The sequence below is a fragment of the Streptomyces sp. NBC_01454 genome, from assembly GCF_036227565.1.
Classification (GTDB): Bacteria; Actinomycetota; Actinomycetes; order Streptomycetales; family Streptomycetaceae; genus Streptomyces.
The window spans coordinates 1,086,811-1,103,372 of sequence record NZ_CP109460.1 but is presented as its reverse complement, the minus strand read 5'-3'; the positions used below and the strand labels follow the sequence as shown (position 1 = coordinate 1,103,372).

Genomic DNA, 16,562 nt, shown 5'->3' with positions numbered 1-16,562 from the left:
CGCCATGGCCCACACCTCCGCAGGCGGGCTGCGCCTGCACACCCAGCGGCTGCCGGGCCGCGGCGACGGCCCCACCGTGGTCTTCCTCCACGGGCTGGTGATGGACAACCTGTCGAGCTTCTACTGCACCCTCGCCGGCCCCGTCTCCCGCGCCGGCCACCCGGTGCTCCTCTACGACCAGCGCGGACACGGCCGCAGCGAGCGGCCCCCCGACGGCTACGACCGGGACACCGCGGTGGCCGACCTCACCGCCCTGCTCGCCGCCCTCGGGCTCGACCGCCGCCCGGTCCATCTGGTCGGCAACAGCTACGGCGGGGTACTGGCCCTGCACACCGCGCTCCGCCGCCCCGACCTGGTCGCCTCGCTGGTGCTGATCGACGCCCAGCTGACCGGCGACTGGGTGGAGGACATGACCGACACCCTCTCCGTCGCGGCCCTGGGCCTGGAGGACAGCCGGCTGCCCGAACAGCTCGCCGCGCTCGGACGCCGCAAGGAGGCCCGGCTGGCGGCCGGGGCCGACGCCCTGCTCAACCGCACCACCCTGATCGAGGACCTCGCCTCGGCCACCGCCTTCACCGCCCGCGACTTCGCCCGGCTGGAGTGCCCGGTCCTCGCCGTCTACGGCGCGCACTCCGAACTCCTGCCCGGCGCACGGGAGCTGGCGCGCGCCGCGCCGGACTGCGAGCTGTGCGTGCTGCCCGGCGTCGGGCACACCGTGCTCAACGAGGCCACCGAAGGGCTGTGCGCCGCGGTGCTGACCCGGCTCGGCGCCCGGGCCGGGGCGGTGGCCGGATGAGAGTGCTCTTCGCGGTCCCGCCGCTGGCCGGGCACGTCAACCCCACCGTCGCCGTCGCCGCCGAACTCACCGCCCGCGGCCACCAGGTCGCCTGGACCGGACCCGCCGCCGCCGTGGAGCCCCTGCTCCCGGCGGGCGCCCTGCTGTACGCGGCGGGGGACCGGAGCGCGGCCGAGGGCCATGACGTCCTGCACGCGCGCTGGCGCGATCTGCGGGGTGTCGCCGCGCTGCGGTTCCTGTGGGCGGAGGTCCTCATCCCGCTGGCCCGGGCCATGCTGCCCGGGGTGCACAGCGCCGTCGCCGCGTTCCGGCCCGATGTGCTGGTGGCCGACCAACAGGCCCTCGCCGGGGCCGTGGTGGCGCGCCGGCACGGTCTTCCCTGGGTGACCTCGGCGACCACGTCGGCGGAGTTCACCCGGCCGTTCGCCGGGGTCCCGAAGGTGGGGGAGTGGGTGGCGCAGAGCATCGCGGCACTGCTCGCCGACTGCGGCGCCCCCGCCGGCTGGGACCCGCGGTTCTCGCCTCACCTCGTCCTGGTCTTCTCCACCCCCGCCCTCATCGGCGCCGCCGGGCCGGACAACGCCGCGCCGCCCGCCGGCCCGGGCACCGGGGACGCGGGCGGATATCCGCCCCACTACGCCTTCGTCGGACCCGCCTTCGGCGCCCGCCCGACGGCCCGCGGCTTCCCCTGGCACCGGCTGGATCCCGCCCGGCCGCGGGTGCTGGTCTCCCTGGGCACCCTCAACCGCGAGGCGGGCGCCCGCTTCTACCCCGCGGTGCTGCGCGCCGCGGAGGCCCTCGCCGACCGGGCGCAGCTGATCCTCGCCGCCCCCGGCGACCTCGTCGGGACCGTCCCGCACCACATGGTGCACCAGGAGTACGTCCCCCAGCTGCAACTGCTGCCGCACCTGGACGCGGTGCTGTGTCACGGCGGCCACAACACCGTGTGCGAGGCCCTCGCGTACGGGCTGCCGCTGGTGGTGGCGCCGGTCCGCGACGATCAGCCGATCGTCGCCCGCCAGGTGGCCGAGGCCGGCGTGGGCGTACGGGTGCGCTTCGGCCGGGCCCGCGCCGACGAACTGCACCGGGCCCTGGCCGCCGTCCTGGACGATCCGGCCCACCGCCGCGCGGCCCGCCGCATTCAGGCCTCCTTCGCCGAGGCGGGCGGCGCCGCCGCCGCGGCCGACCGCCTGGAGAAACTGCCGCACGGGCAGCGCCCGCACCTGCCCGTTCCCGGCACCGCCCGCACCGTGACCGTGAAGGGACCGTGAGCCAGATGACGCGAGCGCACCGTTCGGGACGACGCACGCGATGGGCGGCGGCCGCCGCCTTCACGGCCCTGGGCGCGGGCACCGTACGCGCCCGCCGCCGCCTCGCCGCGCTGCCCGTGCTCGACCCCGCCCCCCAGGACACCGGGCTGTACGACGCCTCGCACGACACCGTGCCGCCGCTGGGCTGGCGGCTGCTCACCGCGCCCGGTGTCACGGCCGACGCGGCGACCCTGCGCGCCGCGGTCGCCCACGCCGTACGCGAAGGACTCCAGGTCCTGGACCTCGTCCCGGCACGACTGGACGCCGAGAGCACGCTCGGGCTGCTCCGGCTGCTCGACCCCGCGGCCCACCGCACCGACCGCTGCGCTCCGGGCCACGGCGCGGGCCGTGCGCTGCTGGTGACCGACGAGGTCCTCGGACGGGCCGGGCTCGGCGCCGGGGAGCCACCGCGCTCGCCGGCCGATCTGCTTCGCCTCGTCCGCACCCTCAAGGAGTACGCTCCGGACGCCACCGGCTGGGCCCTCGCCCCCGGCCTGACGGCGCCGCCCCCCGGCCCCGGGGAGCACGCCGAGGAGCTGCGCGCCCGCGGCCTGCCGCCGGGGCTGCTGTCCGCCGCCCAGCTCGCCGGGCTCGCCCTGCTGGTGAAGTGCTGCGTCTCGGCGCCGCGTTGGGGCACGGCCGCGGCCGCCCTGTACTGGCTGCAGCCCGTCGCCGTACTGGCCCCGGGTATCGGGCCGCGCCCCGCCGGCCTGGCCCGCGCCACCGCGGCACGTCCGCTGCGCTCCCTGACCACCGCCCTGCGGACCCTGGCGACACCCCCCGCCGATCCGCCCGAACCCGCCGACCGGGCGGCGCGCCGGGCGGCTTACACCGGTGAACTCGCCGCCGGCACCGAGCGGTTCCTCGAATCCCGCCGCACCGACTGCCCCTGGTGCTCCGCGCCGGACCTCACCGTGCGGGTCCGCATGCCCGACCTGCTCCAGGGCAAGCCCGGCCGTTTCACCCTGGAGGAGTGCCGCCGCTGCGGCCATGTCTTCCAGAACCCCCGCCTCACCCCGGACGGACTGGACTTCTACTACCGCGACTTCTACGAAGGGCTCGGCGGCGAGGGCGCCGCCCTGGTCCTGGGCCGGATGAGCGGCACCTACCGCGACCGCGCCGAACTGCTGCGGCCCTTCACCACCCCCAGGGCCTGGCTCGACGTCGGCACCGCCGCGGGACATTTCTGCAACGCGGCACGCGCCGTATGGCCCGACACCCGCTTCGACGGCCTGGACATGGGCGAGGGGGTCCACGAGGCCGCCCGCCGGGGCTGGATCACCACCGCCTACCAGGGCCAGTTCCCCGACCTGGCCGACCGGCTCGCCGGCCGCTACGACACGGTGAGCATGCACCACTACCTCGAACACACCCGGGACCCCTTCGCCGAACTCGACGCGGCCGTCAAGGTCCTGGCCCCCGGCGGCCATCTGCTGATCGAGCTCCCCGACCCCGAGTCCCGTACGGGCCGGCTGCTCGGCCCCTACTGGCTGCCCTGGTTCCAGCCCCAGCACCAGCACCTCATGCCCGCCGGCAACGTCACACAGGCCCTGGCCGCACGCGGCTTCACCGTCCTCGCCGAGCAGCACGGCGCGGCGCACCAGGGCAACGGCGACTTCCTCGCGGCCGTCGCCCTCTTCGCGAACCGGCTCGCCCCCGACCCGCGTGCCCCCTGGGCCACCGTCCCCGACACCCCGGCCCGCCGCGCCGCCCGCAGCACCGTCCAGGCCATGGCGGTGCCCTGCTACGCCGCGGCCTTCGCCCTGGACGCCCTGGGCACCGTGGCGGCCCGGGCCACCGACGGCGGCAACGCCTACCGGCTGCTGGCCCGCAAAGCACTGGGGTGAGGACGGTGGACCTGGCCCGGCGCGCGACGGCGGACCCGCTGCTGCGGCTGCTCGCCCACGGTTTCGCGACGACATACGGGCGCCCGCCCGGCGCGGTGTGGCGGGCCCCGTACGCCTTCCGGCTCGCGGCCTCCGCCGTCGATCCCGGCCCGCCCGTGCCCACGGCGGCCCCGCGGACCGACTGGGTCGCGGCGGCCAACTGGTATGTCGCCGCGGCCGTCTCCCCGCGCGCCGACGGTCTGCTCCGCTGCGGCTCGCTCAACCACCCGGCCGAGTCCGCCGAACTCCCCCTGACCGGACCGGCCGCCCGCGCCCCCGGCTGGGCGGCCCGCCCCTACGCCGTGCTGCGGGCGCTCGCCGCCGCCGGGTTCGGCCGCGGCGGCGCCGATCTGCACGTGAACGCCACCCTGCCCGACGCCGTCGGGCTACCCGTCGCCGAACCGCTGGAGTGCGCGGTCGCACTGGCCCTCGCGGACGTCCACGCCGCCCGGGGCGCCCGCCCGCTGTCCCGCGCCCACCTGGCGGACCTCCTCGGCGCCGCCGTACCGGGCGACCACGGACTGCGCCGTGCGGTGCTCTTCGGCCGCACCGGTCACCTCCTGGCAGCCGACGGCAGCGCCCACCGGCCGCTGCACGCCCCCGACGACGGCCCCGCTCCCTGTGTGCTGCTCCTGACGGCCCGTACCGCCACTGCCACCGGCAGCGGTACGGCGGACACCGGCGTCGCCGCGGTGGCCACCGGCCTGGCCACCGCGGTGCGCGAAGCCCTCAAAGCCGGTGCCCGGTCCGCCTCCTGGCCGGGCACCCGTCCGGGCCGCAGCGTCCTGCTGCTGATGCCCCCGGAGCGGCGCACCGCCGTCCGCACCGCCGTCATCGACGCCTTCCGCCGCTGTGACCTGCCCGTACCGCGTCTGCTGCGGATCTGTGTCACGGCCGCCGCCCGTCGCGAGGACTGACCCCCACCTGCCCGCTTCCCCCAGGAGGAGTGAGAGCTGATGAGACGAACAGTGAGCCGCCGGCGCCGGGCGCTCGCGGCCGTGCTCGGTGCGCTCGGTCTGATCGCCGTCGCCACCACGGCCGACGCCCACACCGGCCGGTCTGCGCTGCCCTCCTACGACCATGTCGTGGTCGTCGTCTTCGAGAACAAGCAGTACGGCGAGATCATCGGCAACCACGACGCGCCCTATCTCAACGAACTCGCCCAGAGCGGCGCCGACCTGACCGGCATGAAGGCGCTGACCCACCCCAGCCAGCCGAACTACTTCAACCTCTTCTCCGGCGCCACCCAGGGCATCACCGGCGACGGCTGCTACACCGCCCGGTCGATGACCGCGCCCAACCTCGCCCAGGAGCTGATCGCGGCCGGCAAGACCTTCGCGAGCTACAACGAGGGCCTGCCCGCCCAGGGCTCCACCACCTGCTCCGACGGCCGTTACGCACAACGGCACAGCCCCTGGTTCGCCTTCCGGAACGTGCCGCTGGACACCGGCAAGACCTTCGCCCAGTTCCCCCGGGACGACTTCGCCGCGCTGCCGACCCTGTCGTTCGTCATCCCGGACATGTGCAACGACATGCACGACTGCGCGGTCGGCAGCGGTGACAGCTGGCTGAAGAACAACCTCGCCGGCTACGCCCGGTGGGCCGAGGACCACAACAGTCTGCTGATGGTGACCTGGGACGAGGACAACTACCTGGGCTCCAACCGGATCGCGACCGTCTTCCACGGCGCCCACCTCACCCGGGGCAGCCTCAGCGGCGACTACAACCACTACAGCCTGCTGCGGACCTTCGAGGACATGTACGGCACCGGGCACGCGGGCAACGCGGCCACCGCCACCCCGGTCACCGGCGTCTTCGACACCGGAGGCACCGAACCGCCCGGCGGCGGCCTCGCACTGGCCACCCCCGGCCCGCAGACCTGCCGCTTCGCCCAGGAATGCACCGTCACACTCACCGCCAGCGGCGGCACGCCCCCGCTCACCTACCGTGCCACCGGTCTGCCGCTGGGCCTGTCCGCCGACGCGGGCGGCGGCCGGATCGGCGGCCGCCCCTGGCAGACCGGCAGTTTCCCGGTCACGGCGACCGTCACCGACGCCCGGGGCGCCACCGCCACCGCCACCTTCCCGCTCACCGTCAACTGGTTCTGACCGACGCCGAGAGAAGCCCCCGGAACCGGAGAAGCCACCGGAGCCACAAGAACCCCCGGGAGCACGCGAAGACCCCGGCATCCACGAAAGGCCCGGGCCCGCCACCGCAGGGGTGGCGGGCCCGGGCCGGATGCCGGCAGGCGGGATGCGCTCAGCGGCGCCGCACCAGCGGGAACGGCAGCGTCTCGCGGATCGACAGACCGGTGAGGAACATGACCAGCCGGTCCACGCCGATGCCCAGACCACCGGTCGGCGGCATCGCGTACTCCAGCGCCTGGAGGAAGTCCTCGTCCACCTCCATGGCCTCCGGGTCACCGCCGGCCGCCAGCAGTGACTGTGCGGTGAGCCGCCGGCGCTGCTCCACCGGGTCGGTCAACTCCGAGTAGGCGGTGCCCAGTTCGGTGCCGAACGCGACCAGGTCCCAGCGCTCGGCGAGCCGCGGGTCCCGCCGGTGCTGACGGGTCAGCGGGGACACATCGGTCGGGAAGTCCTTGTAGAAGGTGGGGAGCGTGGTCTTCTCCTCGACCAGGCGCTCGTACATCTCCAGCACGATGTCGCCCCGGCCGCTCTCCGGCTTGACCGGCACGCCCGACGTCGCGCACAGCCGGCGCAGCGCCTCCGGGTTCGTGTCGGCGTCGACCTCCTCGCCCAGCGCCTCCGAGATCGCCCCGTAGACGGTCTTGACCGGCCAGATCCCCGAGATGTCGTGCTCGACCAGCCGGCCGCGCTCGTCCGCCTTGCGGGCGGTGGCGCTGCCGAACGCGGCGACGGCCGCGCTCTGGATCAGCTCCCGGGTCAGGTCGAGCATCACGTCGTAGTCGGCGAACGCCTGGTAGGCCTCCAGCATCGTGAACTCGGGGTTGTGCTTGTAGGAGATGCCCTCGTTGCGGAAGATCCGCCCCATCTCGAAGACCTTCTCCATACCGCCCACGCACAGCCGCTTGAGATACAGCTCCGGCGCGATCCGCAGATACAGATCGAGGTCGTAGGCGTTGATGTGGGTCTGGAAGGGGCGGGCGTTGGCGCCACCGTGGATCTGCTGCAGCATCGGCGTCTCGACCTCGAGGTAGCCCCGGTCGATCAGCCCCTGGCGCAGCGCCTGCACGGCAGTGCTGCGGGCCCGCAGATTGTCCCGTGCGTCCGTCGAGACGACCAGGTCCACATACCGCTGGCGGACCTTGGCCTCCGGGTCGGACAGGCCGCGCCGCTTGTCCGGCAGCGGCCGCAGACACTTGGCGGTCAGCCGCCACGTGCTGACGAACACCGTCAGCTCACCGCGGTCACTGGCGCCGATCTCGCCCTCCACCTCGACATGGTCACCGAGGTCGATGTCCGCGCCGAAGCGGTCCAGCGGTCCGGCGCCGCTGCCGTCGCGGGTCAGCGCGATCTGCAGATCGCCCGACCAGTCGCGCAGCACCGCGAAGAGCACCCCGCCGTGGTCGCGGGTGAGCAGCACCCGGCCGGCGACGGTGACGGTCTTGCCGGTCCGCGCCCCGGCCTTGAGCTCGGGGCATTCGCTGCGGACCTCGTCCAGGGTGTGCGTCCGCTGCACGCCCACCGGATACGGGTCGGTGCCGGCCTCCCGCAGCCGCTCCAGCTTCCGGTGGCGCACCCGCACCTGCTCGGGCAGCGCGGCGAGCTCCCGCTCGTGCAGCTCCTCCTCGGTGGCCGGACCCGTCTGGACCAGGCCGAGTTCGTCCAGCGACGGCAGCCCCGCGGTGCTCGCGGGGGCCAGCAGCCGCTTCTTGTGACCCTTGCCCCACAGCTTGCCCAGGCTCGGCACGGCGACGAAACCCTCGGCGATACCGGAGGCCAGACCGATACGGGCCAGCGCGCCGGCGTCCGCGTAGCACAGGAACCGCGGGTACCACTCCGGGTTGTACTTCGCGTTGGAGCGGTACAGGGCCTCCAGCTGCCACCACTTGGAGAAGAACAGCAGCAGCTTGCGCCAGAACTTCAGCACCGGCCCGGCACCGATCCGGGCGCCCTCCTCGAAGGCGGACCGGAACACCGCGAAGTTCAGCGAGACCCGGCGTACGCCCATCGTCCCGGCCTGTGTGCACAGCCGGGCCACCATGAACTCCATGACGCCGTTGGGCGCGGTGCGGTCACGGCGCATGACGTCCAGCGAGATGCCGTCCTTGCCCCACGGCACGAAGGACAGCAGAGCGATCATGTTGCCGTCGCCGTCGAACGCCTCGGCCAGCAGGCAGTCCCCGTCCTCCGGGTCGCCCAGCCGGTCCAGCGCCATCGAGAAGCCGCGTTCGGTCTCGGTGTCCCGCCAGGCATCCGCCCGGTGGATGACTTCCTGCATCTCCTCGTCGGTCAGCGCCGAGTGGCGCCGCAGGCGGAAGGTCGCGCCGGTCCGCTCGACGCGGTTGACGGCCTGGCGGGTGACCCGCATCTCCCGGCCGTCCAGGTCGAAGTCCTTGACGTGCAGGATCGCCTCGTCGCCGAGCTGCAGCGCACCCAGGCCGCAGCGCGCGAACGCCTTGGCGCCGCTCTCGCTGGCGCCCATGACGGCCGGCTGCCAGCCGTAGCGCCCGGCGACCTCCAGCCAGGCCTCGATGGCCTGCGTCCAGGCCTCGCGGTCACCGACCGGGTCACCACTGGCCAGACAGACACCGGCCTCGACGCGGTAGGTGACGGCGGCCTTGCCGCTGGGGGAGAAGACCACGGCCTTGTCGCGGCGGGAGGCGAAGTAGCCGAGGGAGTCCTGGCTGCCGTAGCGCTCCAGGAGCGCCCGGATCCGGTCCTCCTCGTCGCCGTGCAGCGCGGCTTCCATCCGCTGCGAACGGAACAGCGTGGCCGCGGCGTTCAGCAGCGCCAACGCACCGAGCAGACCGAGCATGAAGGTGGTCCAGTGCGGCGGATGGCCCTCGATCAGCCGGCCGCCGACCAGCCCGAAGCAGACGCGGTTGGCCGCCCACAGCAGCCGGTTGCCGCCGCCGGCCTCCAGGGTGCCCGGCGTCAGCGTCACCAGCCCCCAGCCGATCAGCACCGCGACGACCGCCCCGGCGATCAGCACGCCGATGGCCCGCAGGAACGCACCGCGCCGGGTGATCGCATAGAACTCACGGTGCGAGAGGAGCAGGAGCACCAGCACGCCGACGCACAGCACCAGGGAGAAGGCGAACTCCCAGTAGCCCATGGCCAGGAACAGCGCGTCCGCCAGGGCGACCAGCACCATGTAGGCCACCAGGCACCGCAGCGCCACCCGTTTGCGTGCGGTCAGCGCCGCGGCCAACAGGAAGAGGAGCACCGCATAGGCGAGGTTCGGCGGCACCGGGACGGTGAGCGTGTCCAGCCAGTAGATCACCGGATGGAGTCCGCGCCGCAGCGGCCCGATCACCGCGGTCAGGGCGCAGAAGAGCCCCAGCATGGTGAAGATGATGGCGAAGCCATTGGGGACCCGGCGCCGGAAGCGCCGCCACCCCGTAAGTTGATCCTGGTCCTGCACGGTGCTCATTCCGTCACATTAGGCTCTGAAAAGGGTCAGCTGCTCGGCGCGAGGGCGCTGTTCGTCCGTCGTGGGGATCAGCCGGCATGCCAGTCTCCGATCCTCGTGGTCCTGTCGTCTTTCCCTCGTACGGAGGACGCGGCGACCTCGAGGGGGTCACCCACCTGGACCTTGCCACACTCCCGGCCCGCCGCCGAGTCGGTGCAACTCCGGCCGATCGTGAAGTTCAGGTCATAGTCCTGGGTGACGCCGCCGCCGGAGTCGTCCGCGTCGAGCTCCGCCCACAGGGCGACCGCGGCGCCGGACTGCCCGCGCCGCGCGGGCGACCAGTCCGCCCGGTCCTGGCCGCCGTGGTCCTTGGTCCAGGTCCATGATCCGGTCGTGCGGCGGTCGGTGAGGATGTTCAGCCGGCGCTGCACCTCTTCCCGGTGGGTCACCGGGAAGCCGAAGGTGACCGCCAGGGGCAGGTCGGTGCCGGCCACGCCGTCCGGCCGGCCGGGGCCGGACGCCTGCATCCCGACCCGCGCCGGCTTCGCGGTGGTCAGCGACTCCTTGGTCGCGGCGACGTCGCCCTGCGGATTCCTGGTCCGGGCGACGACGGAGTATTTGGTGCCCGGTGCGGTTTTCGTCCGGGCCGTCCACACGGTCTTGTCGCCCCCGAGCCCGCCGGGCAGCTTGTGGCCGCCGGGGTCGGTGACGGTCACCTCGGTGAGCACCCCGCCCTGTGCGGTCACCGTGATCCGGTCGCCGGCCTGCACGGTTCTCGTCCCGCTCGCCGCCCCCAGCGCGACCTTCACCGGCTCGCCCTCGGGGGCCGACGAGGCGAGCCCACCGCATGCGGTGAGCGTGCCCATGGCGATCACCGGGAGCGCGCACAGCGGGACGCGCAGTGACCGGGCCGGCCGACGGCGGGGGGAGGGGGTCTGGCTCATACGGGCTTTCCGTCTGCGAGGAGGGGAGAGGGGCGCAATGTCGGCCGCTAAGACGAACGGGCGACACCGTTCGTTGCAGGGAGTGATGTGATATGCGCCACATTGGCTGGCGCGGTGCGACGGGTGGCCTGAACGCACCACCGTCATTGGGTACTTGGGGTGATATGGGCCATATGTCCCTCATGACCGTGTGGCGGTGGGTGACGTGGACCTCGGGAGGGCGGGTCGGTCGCGGGGGAAGGGAGGGTGGTCGCGCTTCCCGTCCTGGAGCGGCCCCCGCTGCCGTCCGTCCTCGCCGGAGGCCCGCTTCTCACTCGCGGCCGGTGACCCGCAGTGATCACCCGATCGGAGCACCCGCCCGAGAACCGGACATACTCCGAAATACGCCAAACTAGCCACCCATTGCCGCCCGTTCGGGCGGCGGTCGAGGAGGGTGCGTCCCGTGGCAATTTCCATCTCGGTCGTGCTGTTGCTGGTGGTCCTGACCGTGATCTTCCTGCGCAGCGGCAAGCTCAAGTTCTCGCACGCCCTGGTGTGTGGGCTGCTCGGTTTCTACCTGGCGAACAGCAGTCTCGCCCCCGACATCCACCAGGGCCTGTCCGGCGCCGCCGACGTGCTGAGCAGCGTGCGTCCGTGACGTGGCGGTCCGCCGAAGTCCGCTACCCGCCCCCGCGGTCCCACGGCCGTCCCCAGGGGTGAGGGCGGGACCGCGGGGGCGGCGGCACACGGGTGCTCAGCCGCGTACCCGCTCACCCGGCCGCTGCCCGGAGAAGACCCCGATCGCGTTGGCGACCGGCCGCTCCGCCCCGCCCGACGGATGGTTGCGCACCGTCTCCCCGTAGGCGTCGCCGGTGACCAGCGTGGAGGACCCGCCCCCGTCCAGATCCACCGCGTCCCGTGCCCCCAACTGCTCCATCAGGTCGGCCAGCTCACTGACCGTCAGGCCGGTCTGGCCCGGTGCCCCGTCCAGCGCCAGCAGATACAGCACCCGGCCACCGGCTCCGGTCCCCGCGGAGGTGCGCACCGCCACCGCGCCGGAGTCCAGCCCGGCCACCGGTACCCCGTCGCGCACGATCGGGAAGCCGCCCACCGCGCACCGCAGCGGGCCCGGCCCCCGGCCCGTCAGATGGTGGCTGACGCTCACCCGCTCACCGACGTGCAGCTTGCGCAGCTGCCGGGCGCCTTCTTCCCTGCCCACCAGCACCACGCTCCCCACGGCCACCCCGCCGGCGCCCGGCACCTCGCCGAGCGCCGTCACCCGGCCGTGGCGGACTGTCACCTCCGTGGTGTCCGCGCTGCACGGCGCCGCCCGGTCGGTGTCCGTCCCGCAGGTGGCGCGCAGCCGCGAGGCCGGGCCCCAGCGTGCGGTGTAGGCGCCGATCCCGTCGACGGGCAGGGCGTACTGGTTCAGCCCGCGCAACGGCAGCGCCCCCGCGGGGGTCAGCACCGCGCCGTGCAGGGTGAGCCGGTCCAGCCGGGCCCGGCGGTCGTAGCCGACGCCGATGACGTCCTCGGTGGTGGCGCCGGGCGGCATGACCGGTCCGAAGCGCTGTCCGTCGGGCACCGCGCCCTTCAGTTGCCGCCCCGAGGCCACGGCCGGGCCGACGGAGGCGCCGGTGGCCTCCACGCCGGGGTGCTGACCCTCGCTGATGTTGAAGAAGTCGCCGTTGACCGCGCCCACCGCGCCACGGTCCGCGGCCAGTTGGGACACCGGAGAGCGGGCGCCGACCGCCCCCGGGTACAGCAGATCCACCCCGACCCGCGGATCGGTCAGATCGACGGTCAGCAGATGCCCGTGCACCAGGCCGCGGGGCACCGTCAGCCGGAATTCGGAATAGGAGACACCGGGCGCCACCGGCGCGGCACCGGAGCGGCTGAGGCCGGTGTCCAAGGCGGTGGCCGGGGCGCCGCCCGCCATCCCGCCGCCGGTCAGCGCACCCCATGTCACCAGCACGGTCAGCATCGCGCGCACCCGAACGAATCGCTGCTTCACGAGCCCCCCTGACGTCACGTCAACTGTCCCAGGTGCCGAAGATGTTCACTATGGCCCGGAGATGTCATGAATCCGTACACCCCGGGAACGGCCGCCGTGTCGCCGGGCGGGGTGGCCGCGCCGGGTCGCAGGACGGTCAAAGGGCAGGTCAGAGAGCGGTTCGCCAGGAGAGGCCGTTCACCAGCTGGAGATAGCGTGCCCAGTCCCAGAACTGGCCGGGGTCCGTGTGGTCGGAGCCGGGGACCTCCACATGGCCGATGATGTGCTCGCGGTCCTTGGGGATCGAGTAGCGGTCACAGATGGCGGCGGTGAGCTGGGCGGACCGGGTGTAGAGCACGTCGGTGAACCACGCGGGGTCGTCGATCCAGCCCTCGTGCTCGATGCCGATGCTGCGGGTGTTGTAGTCCCAGTTCCCGGCGTGCCAGGCGACGTTCCGCTCGCTGACGCACTGGGCGAGATGGCCGTCGGCGGACCGCAGGACATAGTGCGCGGCCGCCTTGTGTGCGGGGTTCGCGAAGAGCTTGAGGGTGTGGGCGTAGGTCTCCTGCGTCACATGGATCACGACCATCTCGACGGGATACTGCGTCGGACGGTCGGCGGCGGTGAAGTTGGACGGGCTGGCCGGGACCCACTGCCTGGGGGGATAGCTGCCGCCGAACGGTGTGTGGCGGCGTGCGGCGGCAGCGGCACCGGAGGCGGCCGTGGCGAGGGGGGTGAGTGCGGCGGACGCGGTGAGCGCGGCCGCACCGGTGAGCAGGCGTCTGCGGGCCGGGCGACGGGGGTCGGACTCCATGTGAACTCCTGACAGGGACCGAGGGGTGGTCGCGTACATGTCACGCACAGCCGGTGCGTTCATGATGCGCAACAGAGCTCGCCCTGCCAAGGGAATGGCCGTTCTGCCAATGGCTCGACCAAAGGCAGAACGGCGCAGGTCAGAAGTCCAGGAGATACCTGATCGGACGTCACCCGGGTGCCGCACCCCGGCCCTGACGGGCGGTGGCGGGCGCGGCACCCGGAGCCCCGGCTCCCCGGCGGTCAGTGTCCGATCTCTACGTCCTCCAGGATGCCCAGCGCGTCCGGCACCAGCACCGCCGCGGAGTAGTAGGCACTGACCAGATAGTTGATGACGGCCTGGTCATTGATGCCCATGAAGCGGACCGACAGACCGGGCCGGTACTCATCCGGAATGCCCGTCTGATGCAGCCCGACCACCCCCTGGTTCTCCTCGCCGACCCGCATCGCCAGGACCGAGCTGGTCCCCTCCGGGGTGATGGGGATCTTGTTGCAGGGCAGCAGCGGAATGCCCCGCCAGGCACGGACCGCGGTGCCCTCGATCTCCGCGGTCGTGGGGTAGATGCCCCGGGCGTTCCACTCCCGCCCGATGGCCGCGATGGTGCGCGGATGGGCCAGCAGGAACTGGGTCTTGCGGCGCCGGGAGATCAGCTCGTCGAGGTCGTCGGGGGTGGGCGGGCCGCTGTGGGTGTGCAGGCGCTGCTTGAGGTCGGCGTTGTGCAGCAGCCCGAAGTCCCGGTTGTTGACCATCTCGTGTTCCTGGCGCTCCCGCAGCGCCTCGACGGTCAGCCGCAGCTGCTGGTCCAGCTGGTTCATCGGGTCGTTGTAGAGATCGGCGACCCGGGAATGCACCTTCAACACGGTCTGCGCCACGCTGAGTTCGTACTCCCGCGGCGTCATGTCGTAGTCGGCGAAGGTGCCGGGCAGGGCCGGCTCGCCGACATGGCCCGCGGCCAGCTCGATGGCCGACTCGCCGTGCTTGTTCTGCGCGGGCACCAGCGCCTCGCGGAAGTCCTCCAGATGGGAGCGCAGCGACTCCGACCGGCCCAGCACCTCCTCGAGGTCGCTGCGGTACAGGGTCAGCGCGGTCACCCGGGTCACCGCGCGCACGGAGTGCTCCCACTGCGCGTCCGGCGACAGCAGCGCCGCCGCCCCGAGGGCGTCGCCGTCGGCCAGCACTCCCAGCACCGACTCGTCGCCGTACTTGCCGGTGCCGGTGCGGTCGAGCTTGCCGTGCGCGATCAGGATGACCCGGTCGGCCTGTCCACCCTGCCGGGCCAGCACATCGCCCGGTGCGAACTCCCGCTGGACGAACCGGTCGGCCAGTGCCTCCAGCGTCGCCGCGTCGGTGTAGCCGCGCAGCGGGGCCAGTTCGCGCAGCTCCGCCGGGATGACCCGGACGTCGGAACCGGTCGAGACGAACTCCACCCGGCCGTCACCGAGGGTGTGGGTCAGCCGCCGGTTGACGCGGTACGTGCCGCCGGAGACCTGTGTCCAGGGCAGGATCCGCAGCAGCCAGCGGGAGGAGATCCCCTGCATCTGCGGCACGGTCTTGGTCGTGGTCGCCAGCTTGCGGGCGGCCGCGGTGTCCAGGCTGGACCGGCTCTGCTCGGGTGCGGACGGCTCGGGGCCGGACGTCGGATCCACCGATGTGGTCATGAAGAAAGCTCACCTGTTCCAGTTCGCTGCGGTGCGTAGGGTGCGCGCGCCGGGGCGGGCACACGGGGCCGCTCCCCGGGCGCGCGGTGTTCTTCCGCGGATCGTTCAGTGGCCGATCTGGACGTCGTCGAGCACGCCCAGCGCGTCGGGTACGAGAACGGCCGCCGAGTAGTAGGCGCTGACGAGATATTTGAGAACGGCCCGGTCGTCGAGGCCCATATAGCGCACCGAAAGGCTCGGCTCGTATTCATCGGGAATTCCGGTCTGGTGCAGGCCGACCACCCCCTGCTTCTCCTCGCCGGTGCGCATCAGCAGAATGGAGCTGGTCCGCTCCTTGGTCACCGGAATCTTGTTGCACGGGAAAATCGGCACGCCGCGCCACGACGGCAGCGAATGCCCCATGAAATCGACCGCTGTCGGATACAGGCCGCGGGCCGAGCACTCCCGGCCGATCGCGGCGATCGTCTGCGGATGGGCGAGCAGAAAGCCCGGGTCCTTCCAGACCGTCGCGAGCAGGTCGTCGAGGTCGTCGGGGGTGGGCGGGCCGCTGCGGGTGTGGATGCGCTGCTGGAGCGCCACGTTGTGCAGCAGCCCGAACTCCCGGTTGTTGATCATCTCGTGTTCCTGGCGCTCCCGCAGTGCCTGGACCGTCAGCTTCAGCTGCTCCTCGACCTGGTTCATCGGGTCGCTGTAGAGGTCGCCGACCCGGCTGTGGGTGCGCAGCACCGTCTGCGCCACGCTCAGTTCGTACTCCCGCGGCGCCAGGTCGTAATCGACGAACGTACCGGGGAGGGACGGCTCGCCGTGGTGCCCGGAGGCGAGCGAAACCGCCGACTCCCCACTGGCGTTGGTGGGCTGCGCCCCGTCCTGCCGGGCCGTCGCCAGATGCTCGCGCAGACCGGGGGAGCGGTCCATGACCTCCTGCGCGGCCAGGCGGGACAGTGCCATGACGGTCACCCGGGTCACCGCGCGATAGCTGAACCGCCAGATCCCGTCCGGGGCGGTGAGCGGCTCGTCGCCGAGGTGGTCACCGCCGGCCAGCGCCTCGAGGACGGTGTCCTCGCCGTATTTGCCGGTACCGATCCGGTCCACCCGGCCGTGCGCGATCAGCACCAGGCGATCGCCCGGCGCACCCGCCTCGGCGATGAGTTCACCGGGCGCGTATTCCTGCTGGGTGAACCGCTCGCCCAGCGCGGCCAGTGCTCCGGCATCGGTGAAGTCCCGCAGCGCCGGCAGCTCGCGCAGCTCCTCGGGGATGATCGACACATCGCTGCCGGAGATGTCGAAATCGATGCGCCCGTCGCCGAGCGTGTACGCCAGTCGGCGGTTCACGCGGTACGTACCGCCGGACACCTGCACCCAGGGCAGCAGCCGCAGCAGCCAGCGGGACGTGATGCCCTGCATCTGTGGTGCGGTCTTGGTGGTCGTCGCCAAATTCCGCGCTGCGGTGGTACTCAGACTGGAATTCTGGGATTCTTCCGCGTGGTCGTGCAGCGATTCGCCGGCAATCGTCATCCTGCCACCTGTCTCTTCGGAGGGTGCCCAACAGGCCGCCCCGAAACCCCAGTTCAGGGCAGTTCCGCGGCAACCCGCCGAACCGAAGGTAGCCGTGCGGATTTTATCGGC

The 16,562-nt window shown here is 72.8% G+C and carries 12 protein-coding genes; 6 read left to right on the top strand and 6 right to left on the bottom strand.

Going from position 1 to position 16,562, the window contains the following annotated elements:
* The first annotated feature begins 4 nt into the window (after window positions 1–4).
* The 5 genes from OIU81_RS04760 to OIU81_RS04740 are packed head-to-tail and all read left to right on the top strand — an operon-like array spanning window position 5 to window position 6,100.
* A complete protein-coding gene (locus OIU81_RS04760; protein WP_329144140.1) occupies window positions 5–796 on the top strand; it encodes an alpha/beta fold hydrolase in 792 nt (263 codons plus the stop codon).
* A 2-nt stretch (window positions 797–798) separates the two neighbouring features.
* A complete protein-coding gene (locus tag OIU81_RS04755) occupies window positions 799–2,067 on the top strand; it encodes a glycosyltransferase (RefSeq protein WP_329154893.1) in 1,269 nt (422 codons plus the stop codon).
* A 5-nt stretch (window positions 2,068–2,072) separates the two neighbouring features.
* On the top strand, window positions 2,073–3,953 hold the full coding sequence (locus OIU81_RS04750; RefSeq protein ID WP_329144139.1) for a class I SAM-dependent methyltransferase: 1,881 nt from the start codon (window positions 2,073–2,075) through the stop codon (window positions 3,951–3,953).
* Window positions 3,950–4,909: a galactokinase gene (locus tag OIU81_RS04745; RefSeq protein WP_329144136.1), complete on the top strand. Its 960-nt coding sequence runs from the start codon at window positions 3,950–3,952 to the stop codon at window positions 4,907–4,909. The genes OIU81_RS04750 and OIU81_RS04745 overlap by 4 nt, the downstream gene beginning before the upstream one ends.
* 39 nt (window positions 4,910–4,948) lie before the next feature.
* Window positions 4,949–6,100: an alkaline phosphatase family protein gene (locus OIU81_RS04740; RefSeq protein WP_329144134.1), complete on the top strand. Its 1,152-nt coding sequence runs from the start codon at window positions 4,949–4,951 to the stop codon at window positions 6,098–6,100.
* A 151-nt stretch (window positions 6,101–6,251) separates the two neighbouring features.
* Here OIU81_RS04740 and lysX read toward each other — a convergent pair whose 3' ends face one another.
* The gene (lysX, locus tag OIU81_RS04735) at window positions 6,252–9,569 is read right to left on the bottom strand and encodes a bifunctional lysylphosphatidylglycerol synthetase/lysine--tRNA ligase LysX (protein ID WP_329144132.1); all 3,318 of its coding nucleotides are present in this window, start codon (window positions 9,567–9,569) and stop codon (window positions 6,252–6,254) included.
* Window positions 9,570–9,637: 68 nt separating this feature from the next.
* A complete protein-coding gene (locus tag OIU81_RS04730) occupies window positions 9,638–10,492 on the bottom strand; it encodes an Ig-like domain-containing protein (protein ID WP_329144130.1) in 855 nt (284 codons plus the stop codon).
* A 442-nt stretch (window positions 10,493–10,934) separates the two neighbouring features.
* Between OIU81_RS04730 and OIU81_RS04725 the strand changes: the two genes are divergently transcribed.
* Entirely contained in the window at window positions 10,935–11,129 is a 195-nt protein-coding gene (locus OIU81_RS04725) for a hypothetical protein (RefSeq protein ID WP_329144127.1), read from the top strand.
* A 96-nt stretch (window positions 11,130–11,225) separates the two neighbouring features.
* On the opposite strand, the gene OIU81_RS04720 is transcribed toward OIU81_RS04725, so the two are convergent.
* The 4 genes from OIU81_RS04720 to OIU81_RS04705 all read right to left on the bottom strand — a co-directional run bounded on the left by OIU81_RS04720 (window position 11,226) and on the right by OIU81_RS04705 (window position 16,451).
* Window positions 11,226–12,464 carry a phosphodiester glycosidase family protein gene (locus OIU81_RS04720; protein ID WP_329154891.1) on the bottom strand — a complete coding sequence of 413 codons (1,239 nt, stop codon included), beginning with the start codon at window positions 12,462–12,464 and terminating at the stop codon, window positions 11,226–11,228.
* Between the two features lie 169 nt (window positions 12,465–12,633).
* The gene (locus OIU81_RS04715) at window positions 12,634–13,278 is read right to left on the bottom strand and encodes an N-acetylmuramoyl-L-alanine amidase (protein WP_329144125.1); all 645 of its coding nucleotides are present in this window, start codon (window positions 13,276–13,278) and stop codon (window positions 12,634–12,636) included.
* Between the two features lie 242 nt (window positions 13,279–13,520).
* Complete coding sequence (locus tag OIU81_RS04710; RefSeq protein WP_329144123.1) at window positions 13,521–14,936, bottom strand: family 2B encapsulin nanocompartment shell protein; 1,416 nt, start codon at window positions 14,934–14,936, stop codon at window positions 13,521–13,523.
* A 105-nt stretch (window positions 14,937–15,041) separates the two neighbouring features.
* Window positions 15,042–16,451 carry a family 2B encapsulin nanocompartment shell protein gene (locus tag OIU81_RS04705; RefSeq protein ID WP_329144121.1) on the bottom strand — a complete coding sequence of 470 codons (1,410 nt, stop codon included), beginning with the start codon at window positions 16,449–16,451 and terminating at the stop codon, window positions 15,042–15,044.
* Between the last annotated feature and the right edge of the window lie 111 nt (window positions 16,452–16,562).